The 23,435-nt window shown below is 74.8% G+C and carries 15 protein-coding genes and 1 pseudogene; 3 read left to right on the top strand and 13 right to left on the bottom strand.

Features of this window, described 5'->3' with window-relative positions:
* Positions 1-198: 198 nt before the first annotated feature.
* The 7 genes from NFS20_RS12575 to NFS20_RS12545 all read right to left on the bottom strand — a co-directional run bounded on the left by NFS20_RS12575 (position 199) and on the right by NFS20_RS12545 (position 9,043).
* The gene (locus NFS20_RS12575; protein ID WP_251152125.1) at positions 199-2,094 is read right to left on the bottom strand and encodes an FAD-dependent oxidoreductase; all 1,896 of its coding nucleotides are present in this window, start codon (positions 2,092-2,094) and stop codon (positions 199-201) included.
* Positions 2,091-4,481: a molybdopterin oxidoreductase family protein gene (locus tag NFS20_RS12570; protein WP_251152124.1), complete on the bottom strand. Its 2,391-nt coding sequence runs from the start codon at positions 4,479-4,481 to the stop codon at positions 2,091-2,093. Before NFS20_RS12570 ends, NFS20_RS12575 begins: the two co-directional genes overlap by 4 nt.
* 20 nt (positions 4,482-4,501) lie before the next feature.
* Entirely contained in the window at positions 4,502-5,983 is a 1,482-nt protein-coding gene (locus tag NFS20_RS12565) for an MFS transporter (RefSeq protein WP_251152123.1), read from the bottom strand.
* Between the two features lie 141 nt (positions 5,984-6,124).
* The gene (locus NFS20_RS12560) at positions 6,125-6,832 is read right to left on the bottom strand and encodes a DUF6766 family protein (RefSeq protein WP_251152122.1); all 708 of its coding nucleotides are present in this window, start codon (positions 6,830-6,832) and stop codon (positions 6,125-6,127) included.
* An 85-nt stretch (positions 6,833-6,917) separates the two neighbouring features.
* Complete coding sequence (locus NFS20_RS12555) at positions 6,918-7,370, bottom strand: hypothetical protein (protein WP_251152121.1); 453 nt, start codon at positions 7,368-7,370, stop codon at positions 6,918-6,920.
* Positions 7,371-7,464: 94 nt separating this feature from the next.
* Positions 7,465-7,902 carry a LysE family transporter gene (locus NFS20_RS12550; RefSeq protein WP_251152120.1) on the bottom strand — a complete coding sequence of 146 codons (438 nt, stop codon included), beginning with the start codon at positions 7,900-7,902 and terminating at the stop codon, positions 7,465-7,467.
* Between the two features lie 220 nt (positions 7,903-8,122).
* On the bottom strand, positions 8,123-9,043 hold the full coding sequence (locus NFS20_RS12545; protein WP_251152119.1) for a helix-turn-helix transcriptional regulator: 921 nt from the start codon (positions 9,041-9,043) through the stop codon (positions 8,123-8,125).
* A 191-nt stretch (positions 9,044-9,234) separates the two neighbouring features.
* Here NFS20_RS12545 and NFS20_RS12540 point away from each other — a divergent pair, with 191 nt between their 5' ends.
* Both NFS20_RS12540 and NFS20_RS12535 read left to right on the top strand, forming a co-directional pair.
* Entirely contained in the window at positions 9,235-11,922 is a 2,688-nt protein-coding gene (locus tag NFS20_RS12540) for a glycoside hydrolase family 3 C-terminal domain-containing protein (RefSeq protein ID WP_251152118.1), read from the top strand.
* A 70-nt stretch (positions 11,923-11,992) separates the two neighbouring features.
* Positions 11,993-13,930 carry a pectate lyase-like domain-containing protein gene (locus NFS20_RS12535; RefSeq protein WP_251152117.1) on the top strand — a complete coding sequence of 646 codons (1,938 nt, stop codon included), beginning with the start codon at positions 11,993-11,995 and terminating at the stop codon, positions 13,928-13,930.
* A 57-nt stretch (positions 13,931-13,987) separates the two neighbouring features.
* Here NFS20_RS12535 and NFS20_RS12530 read toward each other — a convergent pair.
* From NFS20_RS12530 to hisC, 5 genes and pseudogenes are all read right to left on the bottom strand, one after another.
* Positions 13,988-15,432, bottom strand: a pseudogene (locus tag NFS20_RS12530) (dihydrolipoamide acetyltransferase family protein).
* A 38-nt stretch (positions 15,433-15,470) separates the two neighbouring features.
* Positions 15,471-16,469, bottom strand: coding sequence for an alpha-ketoacid dehydrogenase subunit beta (locus NFS20_RS12525; protein ID WP_251152116.1), 999 nt, complete (start codon positions 16,467-16,469; stop codon positions 15,471-15,473).
* On the bottom strand, positions 16,466-17,620 hold the full coding sequence (pdhA, locus tag NFS20_RS12520; RefSeq protein WP_251152284.1) for a pyruvate dehydrogenase (acetyl-transferring) E1 component subunit alpha: 1,155 nt from the start codon (positions 17,618-17,620) through the stop codon (positions 16,466-16,468). The genes NFS20_RS12525 and pdhA overlap by 4 nt, the downstream gene beginning before the upstream one ends.
* 285 nt (positions 17,621-17,905) lie before the next feature.
* A complete protein-coding gene (locus tag NFS20_RS12515) occupies positions 17,906-18,172 on the bottom strand; it encodes a DUF805 domain-containing protein (RefSeq protein ID WP_251152115.1) in 267 nt (88 codons plus the stop codon).
* Positions 18,173-18,318: 146 nt separating this feature from the next.
* Positions 18,319-19,398 carry a histidinol-phosphate transaminase gene (hisC, locus tag NFS20_RS12510; protein ID WP_251152114.1) on the bottom strand — a complete coding sequence of 360 codons (1,080 nt, stop codon included), beginning with the start codon at positions 19,396-19,398 and terminating at the stop codon, positions 18,319-18,321.
* A 184-nt stretch (positions 19,399-19,582) separates the two neighbouring features.
* Here hisC and NFS20_RS12505 point away from each other — a divergent pair, with 184 nt between their 5' ends.
* Positions 19,583-22,612, top strand: a complete 3,030-nt coding sequence (locus NFS20_RS12505) for an AfsR/SARP family transcriptional regulator (RefSeq protein WP_251152113.1) — start codon at positions 19,583-19,585, stop codon at positions 22,610-22,612.
* On the opposite strand, the gene NFS20_RS12500 is transcribed toward NFS20_RS12505, so the two are convergent.
* Positions 22,533-23,378, bottom strand: a complete 846-nt coding sequence (locus NFS20_RS12500) for an NADase-type glycan-binding domain-containing protein (protein ID WP_251152112.1) — start codon at positions 23,376-23,378, stop codon at positions 22,533-22,535. The genes NFS20_RS12505 and NFS20_RS12500 overlap by 80 nt on opposite strands.
* Between the last annotated feature and the right edge of the window lie 57 nt (positions 23,379-23,435).

The raw sequence follows: 23,435 nt of genomic DNA, 5'->3' as shown, positions 1-23,435 counted from the left end.
AGGTCCGGTCACGGCGAGCTCCTGAGGGTGGGCGGGGGCGAGAGAGCCACCTTCCCGGCCGCCACAGGCCTCGAGTGTCGGCCGGGAAGGTACGGACGACGCTACGGAGCAGCGGTTTCGCGACCGTGCCCCGGTCGTTGCCCGGCCGTAACGGTCTTCTCACACCGGCGGCAGCGCCCGGGTGAGAAGACCGCACGTCTAGCGGGACGCCGTCACCCGGGCCCGCCCGGCGTCGGCCGGCTGGTCCGGGTCCGCCTTCGCGAGCCAGTCGACGAGGCCGCACACGACCTCCTTGCAGCCCCCGCAGCCGGTCGTCGCCCGCGTGGCCCGCGCGACGTCGTCGACGCTGCGGGCGCCGTCGTGCCAGCAGCCGACGATGTCGCCCTTCGTCACGCCGTTGCACGTGCACACCGTCGTGCGGTCGGGCATGTGCGTCGGGGTCGACGCCGGCGCGGCCACCTGCGCGACAGGCCGCAGCAGGAGGTGGGCCGGGTCGGCGGGGACGGGCACGCGCCGCGTGTACGTGGCGGTGAGGTCGGCACCGACGTCGGGCGCGCCGACGCACGTCGCGCCGACGAGCAGGCCGTCCGCGACGACGACCTCGACGTGGCGACCCGACGCGGGGTCGCTCAGCGCGACCGTGCGGTGGGCGGGGTCGTGGGGACGCCGCACCCCGCACACGCCCATCGCCACGATCTCGAGCCCGGCGGCCTTGACCCGGACGACGTCGGTCCCGACGGCGGACCGTGCGCTGTCAGGACGAGGAGACGCCCCGGTGACCCGACGTCCTGACACGCGGGTCGGGTCCTGCGACGGGTCAGGGCGAGAGGACGCCCCGGTGACCTGAGGCCCTGACACGACGGGCCGGGCCACGACGCTCATCGCGAGCCGGAGCGCCATGCTCGGGCGGTCCTGCTCGCCCCCCAGCCGCACGTGCGGGGACGCCGGGGCGGGTGGTCGTGCACCGGCGCGCCCGCCGTCGCGACGTCCGTCAGGCGGCGCGGCCGTGGCTCTCGCGGTCACCGTGGCGGCGAGGGCCTCCGCGAGGCGACGCGACTGGTCCCAGCCCTGCGCGACGAGCCCCGACCCGCCCTCGGGCGGCTGCGCGCAGTCGCCGATCGCGAAGACGGCGGGGTCGTCAGGGCTCGCGAGGTCGTCGCCGACGACGACGCCCCGGTCGACCGCCAGGCCTGCGGCACGCGCGAGGCCGGTCTCGGGGACCGTGCCGCACGCGAGCACGACGAGGTCGGCCTCGATCTCGACGACGCGGGTCGCGGCGAGTGGCTCGGTCGGGCCCGTCGACGGGGCAGGGCCGGTCGACGAGGCGAGGCCGGTCGACGAGGCGAGGCCGGTCGTCAGGGCCGCGCGGCCGTCGTCGGGCACACGGAGCGCGACGCCGCGCACCTGCCCGGACCCCACGCGCACGCGCTCGGTGCTCGCCCGCGTCCAGGTGCGCACCCCCAGCGCGGCGAGGCTGCGGGCGACGACACCGCCGGCCGCGACGTCGAGCTGGCGGTCCATGAGGCTCTCGCCGCCGTGCACGAGGCTGACCGCGACCCCTCGCCGGGCGAGGCCGCACGCGACCTCGAGGCCGAGCACCCCGGCCCCCACCACGACGGCGTGCTGCGCGTTGACCGACGCGGCGACGATCTCCCGTGCGTCGTCGAGCGTGCGCAGCGCGTGCGCACCGCGCGGCAGGTCCGGCCGCCCGGTCAGGCCGGCGACCTCCGGCACGCGTGCCGCCGCGCCGGTCGCGAGGACGACCGCGTCGTAGGGGTACGCGCCGTCGGCCGTGACGACCCGGCGCGCGGAGCGGTCGATCGCGATGGCCTCCGTGCCGCGACGCACCGTCACGCGGGGGTCGTCCGTCGCAGGCAGGCCGATCCCGGCGAGGTCGACCTTCCCGGCGACGACCTCGCTCAGCAGCACCCGGTTGTACGGTTCGTACTCCTCGGCGCCGAGCACCGTCACCTCGACGGGCGCGACGTCCGCGCCGGAGCCGACGCGCGCGACGAGGTCCTGCGCGAACCGTGCACCGACCATGCCGTTGCCGACGACGACGACGCGCGTCGTCCGCCCGTTCGTCCCGCTCATGCGAGCACCTCCTGCCGGTCGCGGACGGACGTCGTGCCGTCGCCCGCCGGGTCGTCGGGGTCGGGGGCGCGGCGCACGTCCACCGCGCACACCTTGAACTCCGGCATGCCGGAGATCGGGTCGGTCGCGTCCGTCGTCACGCGGTTGACGCTCCCGGCGCCGCTCCAGTGGAACGGCATGAAGACCGTGTCGGGCCGGATGCGGTCGGTCCAGCGCGCCGCCGCCTCGACGTGGCCGCGGCTCGACGTGAGACACACGCGGTCACCGTCGGCGACGCCGAGCCGGACGCCCAGGAGCGGGTGCATCTCGACGAACGGGTCGGGGACGACCCGGTCGAGCTCGGGCACGCGGTGCGTCTGCGCGCCGGACTGGTAGTGCTGGAGCACGCGGCCCGTGACGAGGTAGAGGGGCGCGTCGGCGCGGACGTCGTCGCTCGGCCCGACGTGGTCGACGGCGACCATCCGGGCACGGCCGTCGGGCGTGGCGAAGCGGTCGAGGAACGGGCGCGGAGTGCCGGGATGCGGCGTCGACGTGTCAGGGCGAGGAGACGCCCCGGTGACCCGTGACCCTGACACGGCGGCGGGGACCGGCCAGAAGAACCCCGGCCCGCTCTCGGCCTCGTCGGCGTCGAGGCGGGCGTGGCTCAGGCCCGAGTAGTCGGCGACGCCGCCCGCCGAGGCGCGAGCGAGCTCGTCGAAGACGACCGCCGGGTCGGTCGAGAACGCGACCGTGGACCCGAGCCGCCGCGCGAGCTCGGCGAGGATCCACAGCTCCGACCGGGCCTCGCCCGGGGCGTCGACCGCCCGACGACGGCGGATGACCCGCCCCTCGAGCGACGTCATGGTGCCCTCCTCCTCGGCCCACTGCGTCACGGGCAGCACGACGTCGGCGAGCAGCGCGGTCTCGGACGGGACGACGTCGCACACGACGAGCAGGTCGAGCGCGCGGAGCCCGTCCACGACCCGGTCGGCGTTCGGCGCGCTCACGACGACGTTCGACCCGTGCACGAGCAAGGCCCGCGGCCGCTCCTCCTCCCCGGAGCCCAGCGAGCGTAGGAGCCGGACCGCGGGCATGCCCGGTCCGGGGATCGTCGCGGGGTCCACGCCCCACACCGCCGCGACGTGCGCGCGCGCCGCGGGGTCGTCGATCTTGCGGTAGCCGGGGAGCTGGTCGGCCTTCTGCCCGTGCTCGCGGCCGCCCTGCCCGTTGCCCTGGCCCGTGATCGCGCCGTACCCGGACCCGACGCGGCCCGGCAGCCCGAGCGCGAGCGCGAGGTTGATCGTCGCCGTGACGGTCGCCGTCCCCTGGGAGGACTGCTCGACGCCACGGCCCGTGAGCAGGTACGCGCCGGCCCCGCCGCGTGCCGGCGACGCCGCGGCGAGCAGCCGCGCGACGTGCCGCAGCCGCTCGGCCGGTACCCCGCACACCGTCTCTGCGCGCTCGGGCCACCACGCCATGACGGAGCGCCGCACGTCGTCGAACCCCGTGGTGCGCGCCGCGACGTACTCCTCGTCGACGAGACCCTCCACGACCACGACGTGCAGCAGCGCGAGGAGGACGACGAGGTCCGTGCCCGGGACGGGCTGCAGGTGCAGGCCCTGGTCCCCCACCGGCCCCACCGCCGCCGGGACACCCTCCCGGGGCTCCGCCTCCCCGGTCAGCACGGCCGTCGCGCTGCGCCGCGGGTCCACGACCACGAGCCCGCCGCGCGAGCGGACCCCCGCGAGGTGCTGCACCGACGGCGGCATGGTCTCGGCGAGGTTCGACCCGAGCAGCAGGACCGCGTCCGCGCCGCCGAGGTCGGCGAGCGGGAACGGCAGCCCACGGTCCATGCCGAACGCGCGGTTCGAGCCGGCCGCGGCCGACGCCATGCAGAACCGGCCGTTGTAGTCGATGTTGGCCGTCCGCAGCACGGTCCGCGCGAACTTGCCGAGCGCGTACGCCTTCTCGTTCGTCAGTCCCCCGCCGCCGAAGATCGCGACCGCGTCCCGCCCGTGCTCCGTCTGGATCCGCGTGATCCCGCCGGTGACGACGTCGAGCGCGTCGTCCCACGTCGCGGGGTGCAGCTCGCCGTCCGCCCCCCGCAGCAACGGCGTCGTCAGCCGGTCGGTCGCGCGCAGCACCGTCGCGCTCGTCCACCCCTTCTGGCACAGCCCGCCCTTGTTCGTGGGGAAGTCGCGGGGCGCGACCGTCACGGGCAGGACCCTCGCCGGGGTGCCCGGCGCCGTGGCGTCGCCTCCCGCGCCCGCGTCACCCGCGGCGTCGGGACCGCGAGGGTCGAGCGTCATGGCGCACTGGAGCGCGCAGTAGGGGCAGTGCGTGCGGGCCGGTGCCGCGCCGGGGGCCTCAGCTCTCCCCGGCGCGGCAGTCGTGGGTGTGGTCGTCATGCGCGCGCCTCGGCCGTCCGTCAGATCCGGGCGGCGGCGAGCGCCGCGCCCTTGCGCAGGTACACGGCCCACGCGACGACCGCCATGACGGCGTAGACCCCGATGAACGTCCACAGGGCGGGCACGAGCGACCCGGCGAGGCTCGTCGACGCCGCGAACCCGCGGGGGATGAGGAACCCGCCGAACGCGCCGATCGCGCCGGCGATGCCGATGCAGCCGGCGGCGGCCTTGCGTGCCCTGGCACGGGTCTCGTCGAGCGCGGCCGCGTCGACCGTGCCCGCGCCGTCGACGGCCCCGCCCGGCACGGCGCTCGCCTGGAACACCGCGGGGATCATGCGGTAGGTCGAGCCGTTGCCGATGCCGGTCGCGACGAACAGCAGCAGGAACGAGCCGAAGAACAGGCCGAAGCTGTGCGACTGCAGCGCCTGGATCGCGCCGAACGCGCCGAGCGCCATGACCCCGTACGACGCGATGGTCACGCGCGTGCCGCCGACGCGGTCGGCGATGATGCCGCCGAGCGGGCGCGTGACCGAGCCGACGAGCGCGCCGAGGAACGCGATGGACAGCGTGACCTCGGGGAACTGGCCCTTGAGCAGCATCGGGAACGCTCCGGCGTAGCCGATGAACGACCCGAACGTGCCGATGTAGAGGAACGAGATGATCCACGTGTGCTTGTTCTTCGTCGCGGCGGCGAACGAGCGGGGGTCGGCCTTCGCGGTCGACAGGTTGTCCATGAAGCGCCACGCGAGGAACGCCGCGAGCACGATGAACGGGACCATCATGAGCCCGGCCCGCTCGAGCGCGATGCCCGCGCCGGCCACGATGACCAGCGGGACGGCGAGCTGGACGGCGGCGGTCCCGAGGTTGCCGCCCGCGGCGTTGAGCCCGAGCGCCTTGCCCTTCTCCTTCTCGGGGTAGAAGAAGGAGATGTTCGCCATCGACGACGCGAAGTTGCCGCCGCCGAAGCCGGCGAGCGCCGCGGCGCCGAGCATCAGCCCGAACGGCGTCTCGGGGTTCTGCACGACGACGGCCAGTGCCGCGGTCGGCAGGAGGAGCAGGAGCGCGGACACGACCGTCCAGTTCCGGCCGCCGAAGACCGGCACCGCGAACGTGTACGGGATGCGCAGCGTGGCGCCGACGAGGCTCGGCACGGCGATGAGCCAGAACTGCTGGTCGACCGTGAGCGCGAACCCGGCGGCCGGGAGCTGCGGCACGACGATCGACCACAGCGCCCACACGGCGAACCCGAGGAACTCGGCGAAGATCGAGATCCACAGGTTCCGCGACGCGACCTTCCGGCCGCCGTCGCGCCAGAACGTCGGGTCCTCGGGGTCCCAGCGGTCGATCCACCGCCCGGAGCGGCGTCGTGCGGGCGCCTGCCCGACGGCGGTCGTCGCCTCGGGTGCGAGCGTCGCGGTGGTGGTCTCGGCCGGCTCGGCGCCGGCGGGAAGGTCTGCGGACTGCTCACCCTCGTGGGTGGTGGGGCTCGTGGGCGCGGACATGGCGGCTCCTTCAGCAGGTCCCGGTCAGTACCCAGGACGCTAGGAACACCGTGTTTCGCCGGTCGGCGCGGGTCGTTAAGCGTGTGTGAGGTCTTCCGCACAGAGCGCCGGGACGCTGTGAGAGGTGAGCTGCCGCCGCCGTCAGCCCTCGACGCCCGTGGCCTCGTGCGCGTAGCCCACCGGCTTGGACTCGGGGGACCCGCGCTCGCGCAGGTAGATCGACAGCACCACCATGCTGAGCACGGCGAGCATCTCGGACTGCCAGTTCTGCAACGTCCGGCTCCAGAAGTCGGGCAGCGTGAGGTACTCGCCCCAGGGGACGGGGTCCTGGAGCTCGCGCATCTGCTCCTCGCTGAACGCGACCGCGCCGGCGGCGGACTGCGCGAGCCACGAACCCAGGAAGATCAGCCCCATGACGAGCGACAACGAGCGCGAGTAGACCGCGAGGCGCCACCCGCGGGCCTTCGCCCAGGTGGGTGAGCCCTCGTCCGCGTGCTCGCCGACCTTCTGGTCCTCGTCGGACTCGCGCCCCGCCTTCTCGAGCTTCTTCGACTCGGGCGACCCCCGCTGGACGAACCAGACGGTCGCGGTGATGAACAGCAGGAACTGGAGGAACTCCGACTGCCAGTTCTCGGTGACGTCGACCCAGAAGGCCGACGTCGCGACGTACTGGCCGAGCGTCACCGGGTCGAGACCCGCGGCGCGCTGGTCGAGGTTGAACACCGCGACGCCGCTCAGGGCCTGGCCCACGAGCGTCACGAGGAAGACGACCGCGAAGAAGATGCTCAGCGAGCTGGCGCGCAGACCGCCGAGGACACCGCCGGAGCCCCCGCCCGACCCGCCGCTCACCGGTGCACCGCCGCGAGCACGAGGGCCGTCACCAGGCCCACGGCCACCAGCACGAGCGTTGCCCAGAACATGAACCGGGGGATTCTCACGCCTCCACCTCGCAGTCGTAGGGGCGGTCGGGCCGCGCCGTGCACCCGGCTGCGGTCACGACCCAGCCGTCGCCCGAGAGGGCGAGGAACACGGTGTCGGACGCCGTGACGACCTGCGCCTGCCGACCGGCGACGTGGACGTCCTCGACGACGACGTCGTCCGCGCCGGCGACCACGTCGGCGAGCGGTCCGGACGGGTCGACGACCGCCTCCTGGCACGGTTCGCCCGCGTCCTCGGCGAGCGCCTCGGCGGCGTCCGGCAGGAGCAGGCGGCACGCCTCGGGACCGTCGCCCGCGGCGATCGCGCCGACGAAGCGCGTCACGACGTCCTCCGCGTCCGTCGCGCCCGGACCGGCGCACGCGGCGAGACCCAGGACGGTCAGTGCGAGAACCGGGACCGCCGCCAGGCCACGGTCCGCCGCCCCTGCCCGGAGCGTGCTCCGACGCACGTCATCGCCTCCTTCGAATCCCACCGGTGTGAGTACGCCGACCGCCCCCATCGTCGTCCTTCTCCGGTCCGTTGCAAGCGGGGCGGCCTCGTCCTCAGACCACCAGCACGACGACGAGCACGAGCATCACCACCGCGGAGACCAGGCCCGTCGCGAGGCGGCCGCGCGGCCCGGACAGCCACCGGCCGAGAACCGTCCCGCCGCCGGCGAGCACGAGCTGCCAGCTCGCGGACGCCACGAACGCACCGAGGACGAACAACGCGCCCGAGGCGACGTCCGCGTCCCCCGCCGCCGCCCGTGCGCCCACGACGACCGTCGCGAAGTACGCGACGGTGGCCGGGTTGACGACGGTGAGCGCGAAGAGCTGGGCGTACGCCCGACCGGGGCCCGGTGGCGGCCCGGCGAGCCGTGCGCGGCGACGGTCGGGAGACGCGTCGGCGGGCACCGTGCGCGCGCGGTGCTCCCGCACGGCGACCCACGCGGTCCGCAGGGCCAGGACGACGAGCCGACCCCGGACGCGAGGCGCAGCCACGGCGCGGCGGGCGCGATGACGCCTGCGAGCGCCACGCCACCGAGCGTGGCCACGAGCGCGTACAGCCCGTCCGCCGTCGCGATGCCGAGCCCGGCCGCCGCGCCCACGCGCCACGACGTGCGTGCGGTGAGGGCGACGAGGTACGTGGCGATCGCGCCCACGGGCACGGCGATGGCGTACCCCGCGAGCACCCCCGCCCAGAGGGCGGGAAGAGCATCGGTCATGGGCGCGATGGTCGCACGCGACCGGCAGCCCGGTCAGCCGGTTTCCCGCTCGTCGCGTCACGGCGGTCGGTGCGCCGTGACTCCTCCGCCCAGTCCGCGAGCTCGTCGAGCCGCCGCTGCGAGGCCGAGCCGTGGGCCGCGGCGTGGATCACGACGTGCTGCCCCGGCGCGTCCGGGACGGTGAGCGCGTGCACCTCGAGCGTGAGCCGCCCGACGACGGGGTGGCGGATCTCGCGGGTCCCGGACGCGTCGCCGGCGACCTCGTGCGCGGCCCATCGGGTGCGGAACTCGGCGCTGCGCGCGCGGAGGTCGCGCACGAGCGCCACGAGGTCGGCGTCGAGCGGGTCGCGGCCCGAGCCGGTCCGCAGCAGCGACGCCACGAGGTCGGCGACGACGGGCCAGTCGGACCAGAAGTCGCGCGCGGCGCGGTCGAGGAACACGAAGCGCGCGAGGTTCTCCGGCGCGCCGGGTCCGGCGTAGAGCGGGTGGTACAGCGCCTGCGCGAGGTCGTTGGCGGCGAGGAGGTCGAGCCGGTCGTCGAGCACGCAGCAGGGCAGCGCCGTCGCGTCGAGGAGCCGGCGCACGAACGGCAGCACCGCGGTGGGCGCCGGTGCCGGGTGCGCGACCACCGCCCTGCCGCGCGGCCACCGGAGCAGGTCCGCGAGATGGTCCCGTTCGGCGCCGTCGAGCTGTAGAGCACGCCCGACGCCCGTCATGACCGACGTGGACACGGAGGCGACGGCGCCCCGCTCCAGACGTCGGTAGTACCCCGCGCTGATCCCCGCGAGGTCCGCGACCTCGGCGCGGCGCAGACCGGCCACGCGGCGGGCGCCGCCCGTCTCGGGCAGCCCGGCGCGAGCCGGGGTGATGCGGGCACGTCGCGTCGTCAGGAACTCGCGCAGCTCCTCGTTGCGCATCTTCCCGATGCTAGCGACGCCTCTCCGGCTCGCGCGCGGGGCGACCGGGGGTCCCAAACTGGTCCCCCGTCGGGGGGTTGCCGCCCGGGCGGCGGGCGAGTGTCGTGGGCGTGTCCGGACCGTGGAGGACCTGCGGAGGTCATCGGCGACCTCCGCGGCCACGGATCCGTCCTCGAAGGGGAGGGCTCGTCATGGGAGTGGTCGAGATGCATCGTGCGCGCAGGAGCGGGGTGGGTGCCGTCGCGGCGTTCGCGGCCGCCGCGCTGGTCGTGACGCTGGCGCCGTCGGCGCACGCGGCGACGGCGGACCCGCCGTGGATGAACACCGCGCTGTCACCGGACCAACGGGCGGTCCTGCTGCTGCAGGCGATGACGCTCGAGGAGAAGGTCGAGCTGATGTCCGGCGACCAGGGTGCAGCGCCCGCGGCGTTCTACAACGCGCCCATCGAGCGCCTCGGCATCCCCGAGCTGAGCATGGCCGACGCCACCGCCGGCATCGCGTCGCGCGGCTGGGTGCTGCCGGAGACCGGCGACCGCGCCACGGCCATGCCCGCGACGCTCGCCCTGGCCGCGACCTGGGACCCCCAGCGAGCGCGGGACTACGCGGGTGTCGTCGGCGACGAGTCGAGGCAGACCGGGCACGAGGTGCTGCTCGGCCCCAACTTCGACCCGACGCGCAACCCCTTCTGGGGCCGGCAGGCCGAGTCGACCGGCGAGGACCCCGAGCTCGGGTCCTCGATCGTGGTGCCCTACGTCCAGGAGGTCCAGGAGCGCGGCGTCATCGCGAACCTCAAGCACTACACCGCCTACACGCAGGAGACGTACCGCGGGGGCCTGCAGAACGCGATCGTCGACGAGCGCACGCTCCGTGAGGTCCACACGGCCGGGTACGAGGCCGCGGTCCGCGACGCCGACCTGGGCTCCGTCATGTGCTCCTTCAACAAGATCAACGGGGTCTACGCGTGCGAGAGCGAGCTGGCCCTGAACGAGATCCTGCGCGAGCAGCTCGGCTTCACCGGCTTCGTCCTCACCGACTTCGGGGCCATCCACTCGACGCTGCCCTCGATCGTCGCGGGGACCGACATGGAGACCGGGACGCGGTCGTTCTACGGTGACGCGCTCCTCGCTGCCGTCAACGACGGCACCGTTCCGGTGGCACTCGTCGACCGGGCTGTGCTGCGGATCCTGCGCACGATGTTCGCGATCGGCATCTTCGACGGCGACTACACGCCGACGGCGATCCCCGTCGAGGAGCACGGTGCCCTCGCGCGCGAGGTGCAGGAGGACGCGATCACGCTGCTGAAGAACGACGACGCGCTCCCGCTCGACGCCGCGACGTCCGTCGCCGTCGTGGGGGCGGACGCCACCATCCCCTCGGCCCTCGGCGGCTCCGCGTTCGTCCAGCCGACCTACGAGGTCTCGCTGCTCGACGCGATGCGGGACCGCGCGGAGGAGAGCGGCACCCAGGTCCGCTACGCGCAGGGCAACGACCCCGTCAGCGCGGCGAACATGATCGAGACCCGCGACATGACCGCCGTGCCGTCGTCGGTGCTGCGGCCCGAGCGCGGGATCGGTGACGGGCTCACCGCCCGCTACTTCGCGAACGCCACGTGGACGGGCGCCGTGGGTCTGACCCGCACCGAGGCGCAGGCCTCGTACGACGTCGGCTTCACCGGCGGCGGGCCGGCCTTCGCCTCGCTGTACGGCTCGCAGGTGCCCCCGACGCCCACGCTCGCGGGGCTCGGCCCGGCGCAGAACGGCGAGCAGTCGGTCCGCTGGACGGGCGAGCTCGTCGCACCCTCCACCGGGGAGTACGTGCTCGGCGCCACGGGCTGGGGCGACGCCCGGGTCTGGCTGGACGACGAGCTCGTCGTCGACATGACGGGCGAGGACGGCCGCCGGGACGTCCGCTCCGCCGGCCTGGCGCTCGAGGCGGGTCAGGCCTACGACCTGCGCGTCGAGTACTCCCAGACCCGCCCGCTGGTCGGGCTGCAGCCGGGTACCTTCCTCCTGCAGTGGGACACGCCGGACGACGCCCTGCCGCCGTCCGTCGTCGAGGCGGCCGAGGCGGCCGCGGCGTCCGACGTCGCCGTCGTCTACGTGCGCACCTACGAGACCGAGGAGCGGGACATGGTCTCGCTCAAGCTGCCGCAGAACGCCGAGCAGCTCATCCGCCAGGTCGCGGCCGCGAACCCGCGGACCGTCGTCGTCGTGGCGACCGGCTCCGGCGTCGTCATGCCGTGGGCGGACGCCGTCCCGGCGGTGCTGCAGAACTTCTACGGCGGCCAGGAGGAGGGCAACGCGCTCGCGGCGATCCTGTTCGGCGACGAGGACCCCTCCGGCCACCTCCCCGTGTCGTACCCCCGCAGCGAGGAGGAGCTGCCGCTCGCCGTGCAGAACCCCTGGCTCGACGACCCGGACGTGGAGTTCTCGGAGGGTCTGAACGTCGGCTACCGCGGATACCTCGCGGCGAACGTCGAGCCGATGTGGGCCTTCGGCCACGGCCTCTCCTACACGGAGTTCGACCTCGACCGGTTCCGGGTCGGGAACGCCATCCGGGCGACCGGCGGGAACGACACCGTCGACGTGCGGGTACGCGTGCGCAACGTCGGTGACCGGACCGGCACCGAGGTGGTCCAGGTGTACCTCGGCCCGCTGCCCGGGGTCGAGTCCCCGGAGCTCAAGCTGGCGGGCTACGCCAAGGTCGAGCTGGAGGCGGGCCGCCGCCAGCAGGTCCGCGTGGAGCTGGACCGGCGCGACTTCTCGTACTGGGACGCCGAGGCGGACGAGTGGGTCACCCCCACCGGCCAGGTGGCCGTGTACGTCGGCCGCTCGGCCGTGGACGTCGACCTCGCCGGAGCGGTGCGCGTCCGTCGCTGACGCCTCCCGTGCTGCCCCCGTTCTCCGAGCGGGGGCAGCACGGGCGTCACGGTCGCCGGAGGGAGGGCTCGTGGACCGTGTCGACGCCGCGCGCCGCCGGTTCCTCCTCGGGGCCGCGCTCGGGACCGCCGTCGGTGTCCTCGTCGGCGTGGTCGGCACGGTGCTCGTCGTGGACCGGTCCCCGGACGCCGGGACGCCCGCCGTGGGCGCCCCGGCGCCGCTCCGCGAGGTGAGCGCCACCGACCCCGACCTCGGTCCCGGCGTGGTCGTCCTGTCGCCGTCGATGTCCGTGGCCGAGATCCACGCCCTGGTCGACGGGATCACCGCCCGGCAGACGGACGACGAGATGGGTACCGGACGGTACGCCGTGCTGCTCGAGCCGGGGACGTACGGCACCGACACCGAGCCGCTGCAGCTCACGGTCGGCTACTACACCGAGGTCGCCGGGCTCGGCGCGTCACCGGGGGACGTCGTGGTGAACGGGAAGATCGAGGTGTTCAACCGCTGTCTCGCGGACGACGGGACGTCGAACTGCCTCGCGCTCGTGAACTTCTGGCGCACGCTGGCCAACCTCACGATCGACGCCGACGGCGCGGGGCAGGACGGGTGCCGGCAGGCGGCGAGCACCTGGGCCGTCTCCCAGGCCGTGTCGATGCGGCGGGTCGACGTGCTCGGCGGAGACGGGCGGCCCCCGCTCTCGCTCACCGACACGTGCTCGGCAGGGCCGCAGTACGGGAGCGGCGGGTTCGTCGCCGACTCGCGGGCGGGCGACGTCGTCAACGGCTCCCAGCAGCAGTGGTTCACGCGGAACAGCGTGATCGGGAGCTGGAGCAACGCCGTCTGGAACCAGGTGTTCGCGGGGGTCGAGGGGGCTCCCGACGACTCCGCCTACCCCGACCCCGCGTACACGACGCTCGAGCGGACGCCCCTCAGCCGCGAGAAGCCGTACCTGTTCGTCGACGGCGACGGCGCTTACCAGGTGCGCGTCCCGGCGGCGCAGCGCGACTCCTCGGGCATCTCCTGGGAGGACGGCCCCACACCCGGCCGCACCGTCCCGCTCACCGACTTCTTCGTCGCGCGCCCGACGGACCCCGTGGCGACGATCAACGACGCGCTGGAGCAGGGCCGGCACCTGCTCCTCACGCCCGGTGTGTACGACGTCGGGGAGAGCATCGCCGTCGAGCGGCCCGACACGGTCGTCCTCGGGATCGGGCACCCCACGCTCACGGCGGTCGACGGTGCCACGCCCCTCACCGTGGCGGACGTCCCCGGCGTCGTCGTGGCCGGTGTCACGGTCGACGCGGGCGAGGTCCGGTCCCCCGTCCTGGTCCGGGTCGGCTCGGGAGCCGAGGACGCCGAGCGGGCCGATGACCCGGCGAACCCGACGACGCTGAGCGACGTCTACCTGCGCGTCGGCGGGCCGCACCCCGGCAGCGCCGACGTCGCGCTGGAGGTCAACGGCGACCACGTCCTCGTCGACCACGCCTGGGTCTGGCGCGCGGACCACGGCGCGGAGGGCTTCGACGACGGGGAGCGGTGGGTCACGAACATCGGCCGCCAGGGCGTCGTGGTGCACGGCGATCACGTCACAGCGACCGGCCTGTTCGTCGAGCACTTCCAGGAGCACAACACGTTCTGGGACGGCGAGGACGGCACGACCGTCTTCTACCAGAGCGAGCTCGCGTACGACCCGCCGGACCAGGCGGCCTGGATGAAGGGCGACGTCGAGGGCTGGGCGGGCTACGCCGTCGGCGAGGACGTCCGCCGCCACGTGCTCCACGGGGGCGGCGTCTACGCCGCGAACCTCGAGGACCCCTCGATCCGCACGGCGAACGGGTTCGAGGTCCCGCAGACCCCGGGCGTCCGGCTCCACCACGTCGCGACCGTCAGCCTCGGCGCGGGCACGATCGAGCACGTCGTGAACGGCGTCGGCGAGGCGGCGGACCCGTCGAGGACGGGTCGCCCCGTCTACGTCGAGAGCTACCCCGGCACCGACGGCGACCCGTGACGCGGACGGGCGGACGGGGCACCGCGTGGCCCGGAGGTGGCACAGGGTGCCGCGGCGTCAGCCCCAGACCAGGCCCCGCGCCGGGTCCTCGAGGACGCGCGCGACGTCGGACAGGAAGCGCGCGCCGAGCGCGCCGTCGACCAGCCGGTGGTCGAAGCTCAGCGCGAGCTGCGTGACCCAGCGCTTGCGGATCTTGCCCTTGTGCACCCACGGCTGCTCGCGGATCGCCCCGAACGCGAGGATCGCGGCCTCGCCCGGGTTGAGGATGGGCGTCCCCGTGTCGATGCCGAACACGCCGACGTTCGTGATGGTGATGGTGCCGTCGGACATGTCGGCCGGGCTCGTGCGTCCCGCGCGGGCGGTCGCCGTGAGGTCGGCGATCTCCGTCGCGAGCCCGTGCAGGTCGAGCCGGTGCGCGTCCTTGATGTTCGGCACCACGAGCCCTCGCGGCGTCGAGGCCGCGATGCCCAGGTTCACGTAGTGCTTGTAGACGATCTCCTGCGCGGCGTCGTCCCAGCTCGCGTTGATCTCGGGGTGGCGGCGCACCGCGAGGAGCATCGCCTTCGCCGTGACGAGCAGGGGCGTGACGCGCACGTCCGCGAACTCGCGGTCCTCGCGGAGCGTGCCCACGAGCCGCATCGTGCGCGTCACGTCGACCGTCTGGAACACCGTGACGTGCGGCGCGGTGAAGGCGCTCGCGACCATCGCCTCGGCCGTCCGCTTGCGCACCGACTTCACGGGCACGCGGGTCTGCCGGCCGTCGGACGTGACGGCGCCGGTCGCGAGCCACGGCTGGTCGTCGTCCGCGTACGTCGCGAGAGGCTTCGCCTTCGCCTGCTCGTGGTGGGCGACGACGTCCTCGCGCGTGACGATCCCGCCCGGGCCGGTGCCCGCGACGCTCGCGAGGTCCATCCCGAGGTCCTTCGCGAGCTTGCGCACGGGCGGCTTGGCGAGCACCGGCAGGTGCGCGTGCCCGACGGCGGGGCTCGCCGGCGCGGGGACGGGCACCGACGACGCCGGGCTGGGAGGTGCGGCCGGCACAGCGGGGCGGGGGCGGGGGCCGGGGCGGCAGCCGGGCCTGCGACGGCCGAAGCGACGGCTGCCGGGGCGCCACGCCGCGGGCGGCGCGCGCTGCCGGGCTCGACGGTGCCGTAGCCCACGAGCACCGAGCCGGAGCCGCCGGCCTCGGGAGCGGGCGCGTCCACGCCGTCGGGCACCGTCGCGGCCGGTGCCGTGGGCGCCGGCGACGCGCCGTCCGGGTCGGTGTCGACGACGACGATCGGCACGCCGACCTCGACCGTCACGCCCTCGGGGACGAGGATCTCGCTCACCACGCCCGTGAAGGGCGACGGCAGCTCGACGAGCGACTTCGCGGTCTCGATCTCGACGATCGTCTGGTTGACCGTGACGCGGTCGCCCGCGGCCACGTGCCAGTGCACGATCTCGGCCTCGGTGAGCCCCTCGCCCGCGTCGGGAAGCTTGAACTGCTCGTACGTCGGCACTGCTGGTCCTCCTGGGTCTCGGTCCTGAGCGGCGCGCGTCAGTACGCGAACGCGCGGTCGACGGCGTCGAGCACGCGGTCGAGGCTCGGCAGGTAGTCGTGCTCGATCTTCGCGACGGGGTACGGCGTGTGGAACCCGCCGACGCGCAGCACGGGCGCCTCGAGCGAGTAGAAGCACTCCTCGGTCACCCGGGCCGCCACCTCTGCGCCGGAGCCCAGGTAGGTGGGCGCCTCGTGCACGACGACGCAGCGTCCCGTGCGGCGCACCGACTCGACGACGGTCGCGGTGTCGAGCGGCGAGATCGAGCGCAGGTCGACGACCTCGACGCTGCGGCCCTCCTGCTCGGCCGCGGCGGCGACGCGCAGCGCCGTGGCGACGGTCGGGCCGTAGGCGACGAGCGTGAGGTCGGTCCCGGCGCGCAGGACGCGCGCGCGGTCGAGCACGCCCGCCCCCTCCCCCGGACCGCCGAGCTCGACCTCGCCCTTCTCCCAGTAGCGGCCCTTCGGCTCGAAGAACAGCACCGGGTCCGGGGAGGCGACGGCCTCCTGGATCATCGTGAACGCGTCCTGGGGCGTCGAGGGCGAGACGACCCGCAGCCCGGCCGTGTGCGCGAAGAGCGCCTCCGGGCTCTCGCTGTGGTGCTCGACGGCGCCGATGCCACCGCCGTAGGGCACGCGGACGACGACCGGCACCTGGAGCTTGCCGCCCGAGCGGTAGCGCATCTTGGCGAGCTGCGTCGTGATCTGGTCGTACGCCGGGAAGATGAACCCGTCGAACTGGATCTCGCACACTGGTCGGTAGCCGCGCAGCGCGAGGCCGATCGCGGTGCCGAGGATGCCCGACTCCGCGAGCGGCGTGTCGACCACGCGGTCCTCGCCGAAGTCCTTCTGCAGGCCGTCCGTCACGCGGAACACGCCGCCGAGCGGTCCGATGTCCTCGCCCATGAGCAGGACCTTCGGGTCGGTCTCGAGCGAGCGCCGCAGGCCCTCGTTGATCGCCTTGGCGAGGGTGAGCGTCTTCGTGGTGCCCGTGCTCATCGTGCGACCTCCTGCCGGGCGGCGGGCGCGTCGTCCGCCGCGAAGGACTCCTCGTAGTCGGCGAACCACGCCTTCTCGGCCTCGACGACCGCGTGCGGCGAGCCGTAGACGTGCTCGAACATGCTCGACGACGCGGGCGCCCCGAGCGCCCGGGTCTCGGTGCGCAGGCGCTCGCCGAGCGCGTCGGCCTCCGCGGCGAGGTCGGCGGCGAACGCGTCGTCCCACGCGTCCTCGGCGCGGAGCAGCGCCTCCAGCCGGTCGATCGGGTCGCGGCGGCGCCAGTACTCCTCCTGCGCCCGGGACCGGTACTTCGTGGGGTCGTCCGACGTCGTGTGCGCGCCCATGCGGTACGTGAAGGCCTCGACGAAGGTCGGGCCGCCGCCGGACCGCGCGCGCTCGAGCGCCTCGGCCGTCACGGCGTAGCACGCGAGCACGTCGTTGCCGTCGACGCGCACGCTCGGCACGCCGAACCCGCCGCCGCGACGGTAGAGCGGCACGCGCGTCTGCTTGGTCGTGGGCTCCGAGATGGCCCACTGGTTGTTCTGGCAGAAGAGGACGATCGGGGCGTTGTTCACGGCGGCGAAGACGAGCGCCTCGCTGACGTCGCCCTGCGACGTCGCGCCGTCGCCGAAGTACGCGACGACCGCCGTGTCGCGCTCCGGGTCGCCCGTGCCGACGAGGCCGTCGCGCTGGACGCCCATCGCGTAGCCCGTCGCGTGCAGCGCGTGCGACCCGATGACGAGCGTGTACAGGTGCACGTTGTGCACGGCCGGGTCCCAGCCGCCGTGGTCGACGCCGCGGAACAGCCGCAGGCGGTCGACGGTGTCGATGCCGCGCACGTGCGAGACGCCGTGCTCGCGGTACGACGGGAAGACGTAGTCCTGCGGCGCGAGCGCGCGGCCCGAGCCGATCTGCGCGGCCTCCTGGCCCTTCGACTGGGCGAAGAGGCCGAGCTCGCCCTGCCGCTGCAGCGCGGTCGCCTCGTCGTCGAAGCGGCGCGTGAGGACCATGTCCCGGTACAGGCCGCGCAGCGCGGCGGCGTCGAGGTGCGCGACGCGCTCGCGGTACGGGTCGGTCTCGGGGGTCGTCACCCGGGCGCCGGCCGGGGTGACGAGCTGGATCAGGGGAGCGTCGTCGGGGCCGCCCGCCATGTCGGGAAGGTCCGGGGCCGTGCTCGCTGCGTCCCGGGCAGGTTCTCTCGCCTCGTGGTCCGTCACGCGAATCTCCTTCGGTGCGGGCCGCCTGGCGACCGCCCGCTCGGGGGCAGGTGACGCCCGTCGGGGGCGCCGTCGTAACCTACGTCTCCGTAGCCTACGCAAGCGTAGGCTACGACTGCGTAGGTTCCGCTGCCGACGTGTCGCCCAACGTGTGCGGCAACCGTTTGGAGGGAACCTCCAAACCCCACCGGGCCACCCCCGCGTCGAGCGGGGACAGCCTCACCGCGGGTAGACGCCGCCCGCCCGCAGGGCGTCACGCTCGCGCAGCACGGGCCAGCGCGAGAACGCGAACACGAGGAACATCACGACGTTGAGGATCGGGACGAGGCCGACGAGGATCCACCAGCCCGAGTAGCCGGCCTTCTGGATGATCCGGACGTAGGCGATGAAGAAGATCACCGCCACGGCGACGTAGACGACCACGGCGACACCGCCGAACAGCCAGCCGTAGTCCTCGACGAACTGGTCGTACTCCACGTTGTCCATGGCGCGAGTGTTCTCGCGGCGCGGGGTGTCGGCAACCGGAGCGGAACCGCTGTAGACCTGCGTCTACACCACGGGCACCGAGGACTTCCGCCCGTTCAGCGAGCTCGTGCCGATCCTCTCTCCGCCGCCGACCGTGACCTGACGCGCTATCTCCAGGTCGCGCTCACGCGCAGGAACAGGTCCGTCGCCTCCGGCTCGCCGACGCTCACGCGCAGGCCCTCGCCCGCGAACGGGCGGACGATCGCCCCCGCGGCACGCGCCTCCTCGGCCCGCTGGACGGTGCGGTCGCCGAGGTCGAACCACACGAAGTTGGCCTGGGTCTCCGGCAGCTCCCAGCCCTGGTCGCGCAGGCCCTCGACGAGACGCGTGCGGTCCTCGACCAGGTGCTCGACCCGGCCGAGCAGCTCGTCGCTCGCCCGCAGGGAGGCCAGCGCCGCCCCTTGCGCGACGTGCGAGACGCCGAACGGGGTCGACACGGCCCGGATCCCGGCCGCGAGCCGGGGACGCGCGACCGCGTGCCCGACGCGCAGGCCCGCGAGCCCGTAGGCCTTGGAGAACGTGCGCAGCAGCACGACGTTCGGGTGCTTCGCGTACACGGCGAGGCCGTCGGGCGCCTGCGGGTCGCGCACGAACTCCAGGTACGCCTCGTCCAGCACGACGAGCACGTCCGACGGGACGGCCGCGAGGAACGCGTCGAGCTCGTCGCGGTGCACGACGGGACCGGTCGGGTTGTTGGGCGTGCACACCAGGACGACGCGCGTGCGCTCGGTGACGGCCGCAGCCATCGCCCGCAGGTCGAGCCGACCCCGGCCCTCTCCCGTCAGCAACGGCACCTGGACGGACGTGCCGCCCGCGACCGCGACGGCGATCGGGTACGCCTCGAACGAGCGCCACGGGTAGACGACCTCGTCCCCCGGCTCGACGACCGTCTGCAGCACGTGCGCGAGGACGGCGACCGACCCGTTGCCCACGACGACCTCGGCCGCCGTCACGCCCAGGCGGTCCGCGAGCGCCTCGACGAGCTCGGTCGCGTACATGTCGGGGTACCGGTTGACGTCGGCCGCGGCGTCGGCGATCGCGGCGACCACCGACGGCAGGGGCGGGTACGGGTTCTCGTTCGACGAGAGCTTGAACGCCGCGGCACCCGGGGCGACGCGGCCCCCCGGGACGTATGCGGGCAGCGCGGCGACGGCGGGACGCAGGGGGACGCGGGGTTCGTGGGCCACGGTCGTCGATCATGCCACCCGCGCACCCGGCGAGGGTGATATCTGCCGGTCGGCCTGCGGACCCTGCACGGGCCTCCCTATGATCGACTCCCGGTGACCGTCCGAGGACGAGGGGGCACACGACTCGATGAGCGCCGCCCGCGGAGAGGATCACGGAGCGCACCAGGTCCCGGTGCCCGGTGTCGTGGGTCTTCCGCGCCCGCGCCTCCTCGACCAGCTCGACGGGGCACGCCTCGCGCTCGTGGTCGCCCCGCAGGGATCGGGGAAGACGACGCTGCTCACCCAGGCCGCCCGGCGCGCCTCGACGGACGTGGTCTGGGTCCGGTGCGAGGCCGGGGACGAGCGAGGCGCGGACGGGCCCCGCGTGACGGTGCGGACGCCCCCGCACCTCGCCGGACGGCTCGCGCAGGGCGACGCGCCGGGGCACCTGGCGCGCCTCGGCCGCATGGCGCAGGACCCGTTGCTCGTGGTGGTCGACGACGCGCACCACCTCATCGGCAGCCCGCTCGAGGACGAGCTCTCGGCCCTGCTCGCGCACGCACCGCCGCACGTCTCGGTCCTGCTCGGCTCGCGTCGCGCACCGCCGCTCAACCTGGCGAGGGTCGAGCTCTCCGCGCCCGTCACGCTGACCGACGTCGCGCTGCGGTTCCGGTCGTGGGAGGTCGAGCGGCTGTACCGCGAGCTGTACGACGTCCCCCTCGACCCCGCGGACGTCGTGGCGCTCACATGGCACACGGACGGCTGGGCCGCCGCGCTCCACCTCTTCCACCTCTCGGTCGCCGACGACCTGCCCGGGGAGCAGCGCCGGGCCATCCGCCGGCTCGACCACCGCCAACGCTTCGCGTGGGACTACCTGCAGACGCAGGTGCTCCGCCCGCTGCCCGTGGACCTCCAGCGGCTCCTGCACAGCACGGCGACGCTCGACCTGCTCACGCCGCGCCGCTGCGACACCCTGCTCGGCGTCGCGACGTCCCGCGACGCGCTCCGTCGGCTCGCCCGGTCGACGTCGCTCGTGCGGACGGTCGGCGAGGACGGGTACCGCGTGCACCGCGTCCTGAGACGCCACCTGGTCGCCGCGGTCACGGACGAGGTGTCGGTCGCGCAGGCGCGGTCGATGCACGCCCGCGCCGCGGAGGTCCTCGAGGCCGAGGGCGCGCTGCACGAGGCGCTGCGGTCCCGCGGTCGCGCCCACGACCTCGACGGCGTGAAGCGCCTGCTGACCCGCGTCGACCCCGGTGCCCACGACCGTGGCGAGCGCGACTGGGGGTCCGCGTTCCCGCCCGACCTCGTCGAGGCGGACCCGGACGTCCTCCTGGCCCGGGCGCGCGAGCTCGTCGCCGACGGACGGGTCTCGGAGGCCGGCGTCGTCGTCGACCGCGCCGCGGCGCCGGGGGGCGCCGACGCGGTGCGCCTCGCCGCCGCCCGTCGGGTCGTCGAGGCGCTGAAGGGGACGGCCGACCGCGTCCACACGCTCATGGACCCGCAGGGTCCGCGCCGTCCCGACTGGTTCCACCTCCTCATCGCCGCGACGGTGCGCGACCCGGGCGCGGTCGTGACGCTGGCCCCCGCGTCGGTGCGGGGCCGCGCGCTCGTCGAGGGTGTCGCGCGGCTCCTCACGGGCGACCAGCGACGTGCGCGCGAGGCGCTGCGGGACGCCGCGAACGACGTCGAGGCCGACGCCAGCATGATGCTCCTGGCCCAGCTCTTCAGGGTCGTGTTCACGCGGGGCCCGGACGACGGCGCGAGCGCCGCGGCGCTCGACCGGATCCACTCCGAGGCCGAACGTCGTGGTCTCGTCTGGCTCGCCCGCATCACGCACGGCGTCGTCCTCGCGGACGACGACAACCCTGCGGCGCGGCTGCAGGTGGCCCGGTGCGTGGCGTACTGCGAGAGCGACGGGGACCGCTGGAGCGCGCTGCTCGTGGCCGGCGCAGAGGTCGTCGCACGGTCGAGGCGCGGGACCGGGGAGCCGGAGGACTGGGAGAGGCTCGCGCTCCGGTGCCACGCGCTCGGCGCAGGGACCCTCGTGGCGTGGGCCCGCGGGGCGCTCGCGGTCGCGGCGGTGGAGGCCGGCCTCCCCGAGGCCGCCGAGCTGGCCGCGCAGGCGGAGAGCCTCGCCAGGACCGCGGACGTGCCCGGCGCGCTCGCGCTCGCCTACGTCGCGCTCGCGGGGTGCAAGCCGGCCCAGCGCGACGACCTGCTCCGCCTCGCGTCGTCGACGGCGCGGTCGGCCGGCCTGGACGACCCGACCCGTCGCGCTCCGCCCGCCCCGACGGCCGAGCCCGACACACCCGCCGTGCCGACCAGGCCGCTCCCGCCTGCCGGGCCGGCCGCCCCCGCCCGCGCGGCGGAGGACGACGCGGAGGAGACCCGACCGACGGTCCTGCACGTCGGCGACCGGGAGCACGTGGTCGTCGTGCGGTGCTTCGGGGCCTTCGAGATCTCCGTGGACGGGCACGGCGTCGACCTCTCCGGTCTCCGCCCACGGGCACGGCGGACCCTGCGCTACCTGTCGATGCGGGCCGGGCGTCCGGTCCACCGCGAGCAGCTCGCCCAGGCCCTGTGGGGCGAGCTGGACCTCGGGTCCGCGATGCACAACCTGCACGTCAACATCTCCGCGGTGCGCCGCGCCCTCGAGCCCCGCGGCGCCCGGCGCGAGGAAGGACTGGTGCGCCGCGACGGGGAGACCTACATGCTGCCGCTGCCTCCCGGCTCGGACTGCGACGTCGCGCGGTTCGAGCAGCGGCTGTCGCGAGCACGACGGCTCGAGCACGAGAGCCCGTCCTCGGCGGTGAACGGGTGGCAGGCCGCCGTCGACGCGTACGGCGGCGAGCTCCTCCCGGAGGAGGGCGCCGCCGAGTGGGTGCGGCCGGAGCGGGAGCGGTACGTCCTGCTCGCGGCCGGCGCCGCCGAGTCGCTCGCCGGCGCGTGCCTGCGCGCGGACGAGCCGGACCGGGCCGTGTCCGCCGCACGGCACAGCATCGAGCTGAACCGGTGGGTCGACGCCCCGTGGCGGCTGCTCGTCGAGGCGCTCACCGCGCTCGGCGACCACGCGGCCGCGCTCCACGCGCGACGCGAGTACGACGCCGTGCTCCAGGAGCTGGGCGTCCGCCGCCCGGTCGACCACGCCCCCGTCAACCGCGGCCCCGGAACTCGACCTCGGCGATCGCCACCGACGTCTCTGGGGTCGCACGGAACGACGACACGATCGTGAGCCGCACGGTCGCGACGTCGTCCTCGACGACCTCGACGGTCTGCGGTCCCGGCACGTCGTCGAGGTCGACGCGGTGCTGCGCCGTCGACCCGTCCGCGCGGGTGACGGTGACGTCGAGCGCGCGAGGGCTCGAGCCCTGCAGGTACTCCTCCTGCACCGTCGAGGACCCTCCCGTGACGACGAGGTGGACGAGCCGGAAGGGCTGGTCGAACGTCAGGTCGACGGTCTGCCCGGCACCGTCGCCGGGCTGCGCCGGGGACCACGCCAGGTCGTTCGTCCCGTCGACGAGGTGCGACGCGGGCCGGTCCGGGGCCTCGCTCGACGCGACGACCGTGACGGGGTTGTACACCTCGTCGCCCTGCAGCCGGTCCTGCACGGTGGTGGCACCGCCGCCGATGGTGTCGCGCAGCTGGTAGCCGGCGAACCCGATGCCGCCCACGACCAGGAGCGCGACGACCGTCTTCGTGGGGAAGCGGCGCCGTCGCCGCGGTCGGGTGCCCGCGGTCGGGGCCGGGCGGGGGTCCGGGCGCCAGAGCCGGCTCCACCACGACCTCCTCCCCTGCACCCGGGCGTCCGCGAGGCTCGTCCCGCACCGGCGGCAGAAGTGCCGGGTCGGGACGTTCCCCGCACCGCACGTCCCGCAGACGAGGTCGCCCGCCTCGGGCGGGGGCGCGTCCGGCTCGGGCGCGCGCGGCGCGGGCCGCGCGAGCGGCACGCCGGGGAGCACCGCGGCAGGCTCGCGGGCAGGCGGAAGCTCCTGGGGCACGACCGACGGGGAGCCGGGGGGGGGGGGCGGACCGGCAGGGCCGGGCGGTCGCGCACG

The organism is Cellulosimicrobium sp. Marseille-Q4280, assembly GCF_943181405.1.
Lineage (GTDB): Bacteria > Actinomycetota > Actinomycetes > Actinomycetales > Cellulomonadaceae > Cellulosimicrobium.
This window is presented reverse-complemented; position numbering and strand designations above follow the sequence as displayed.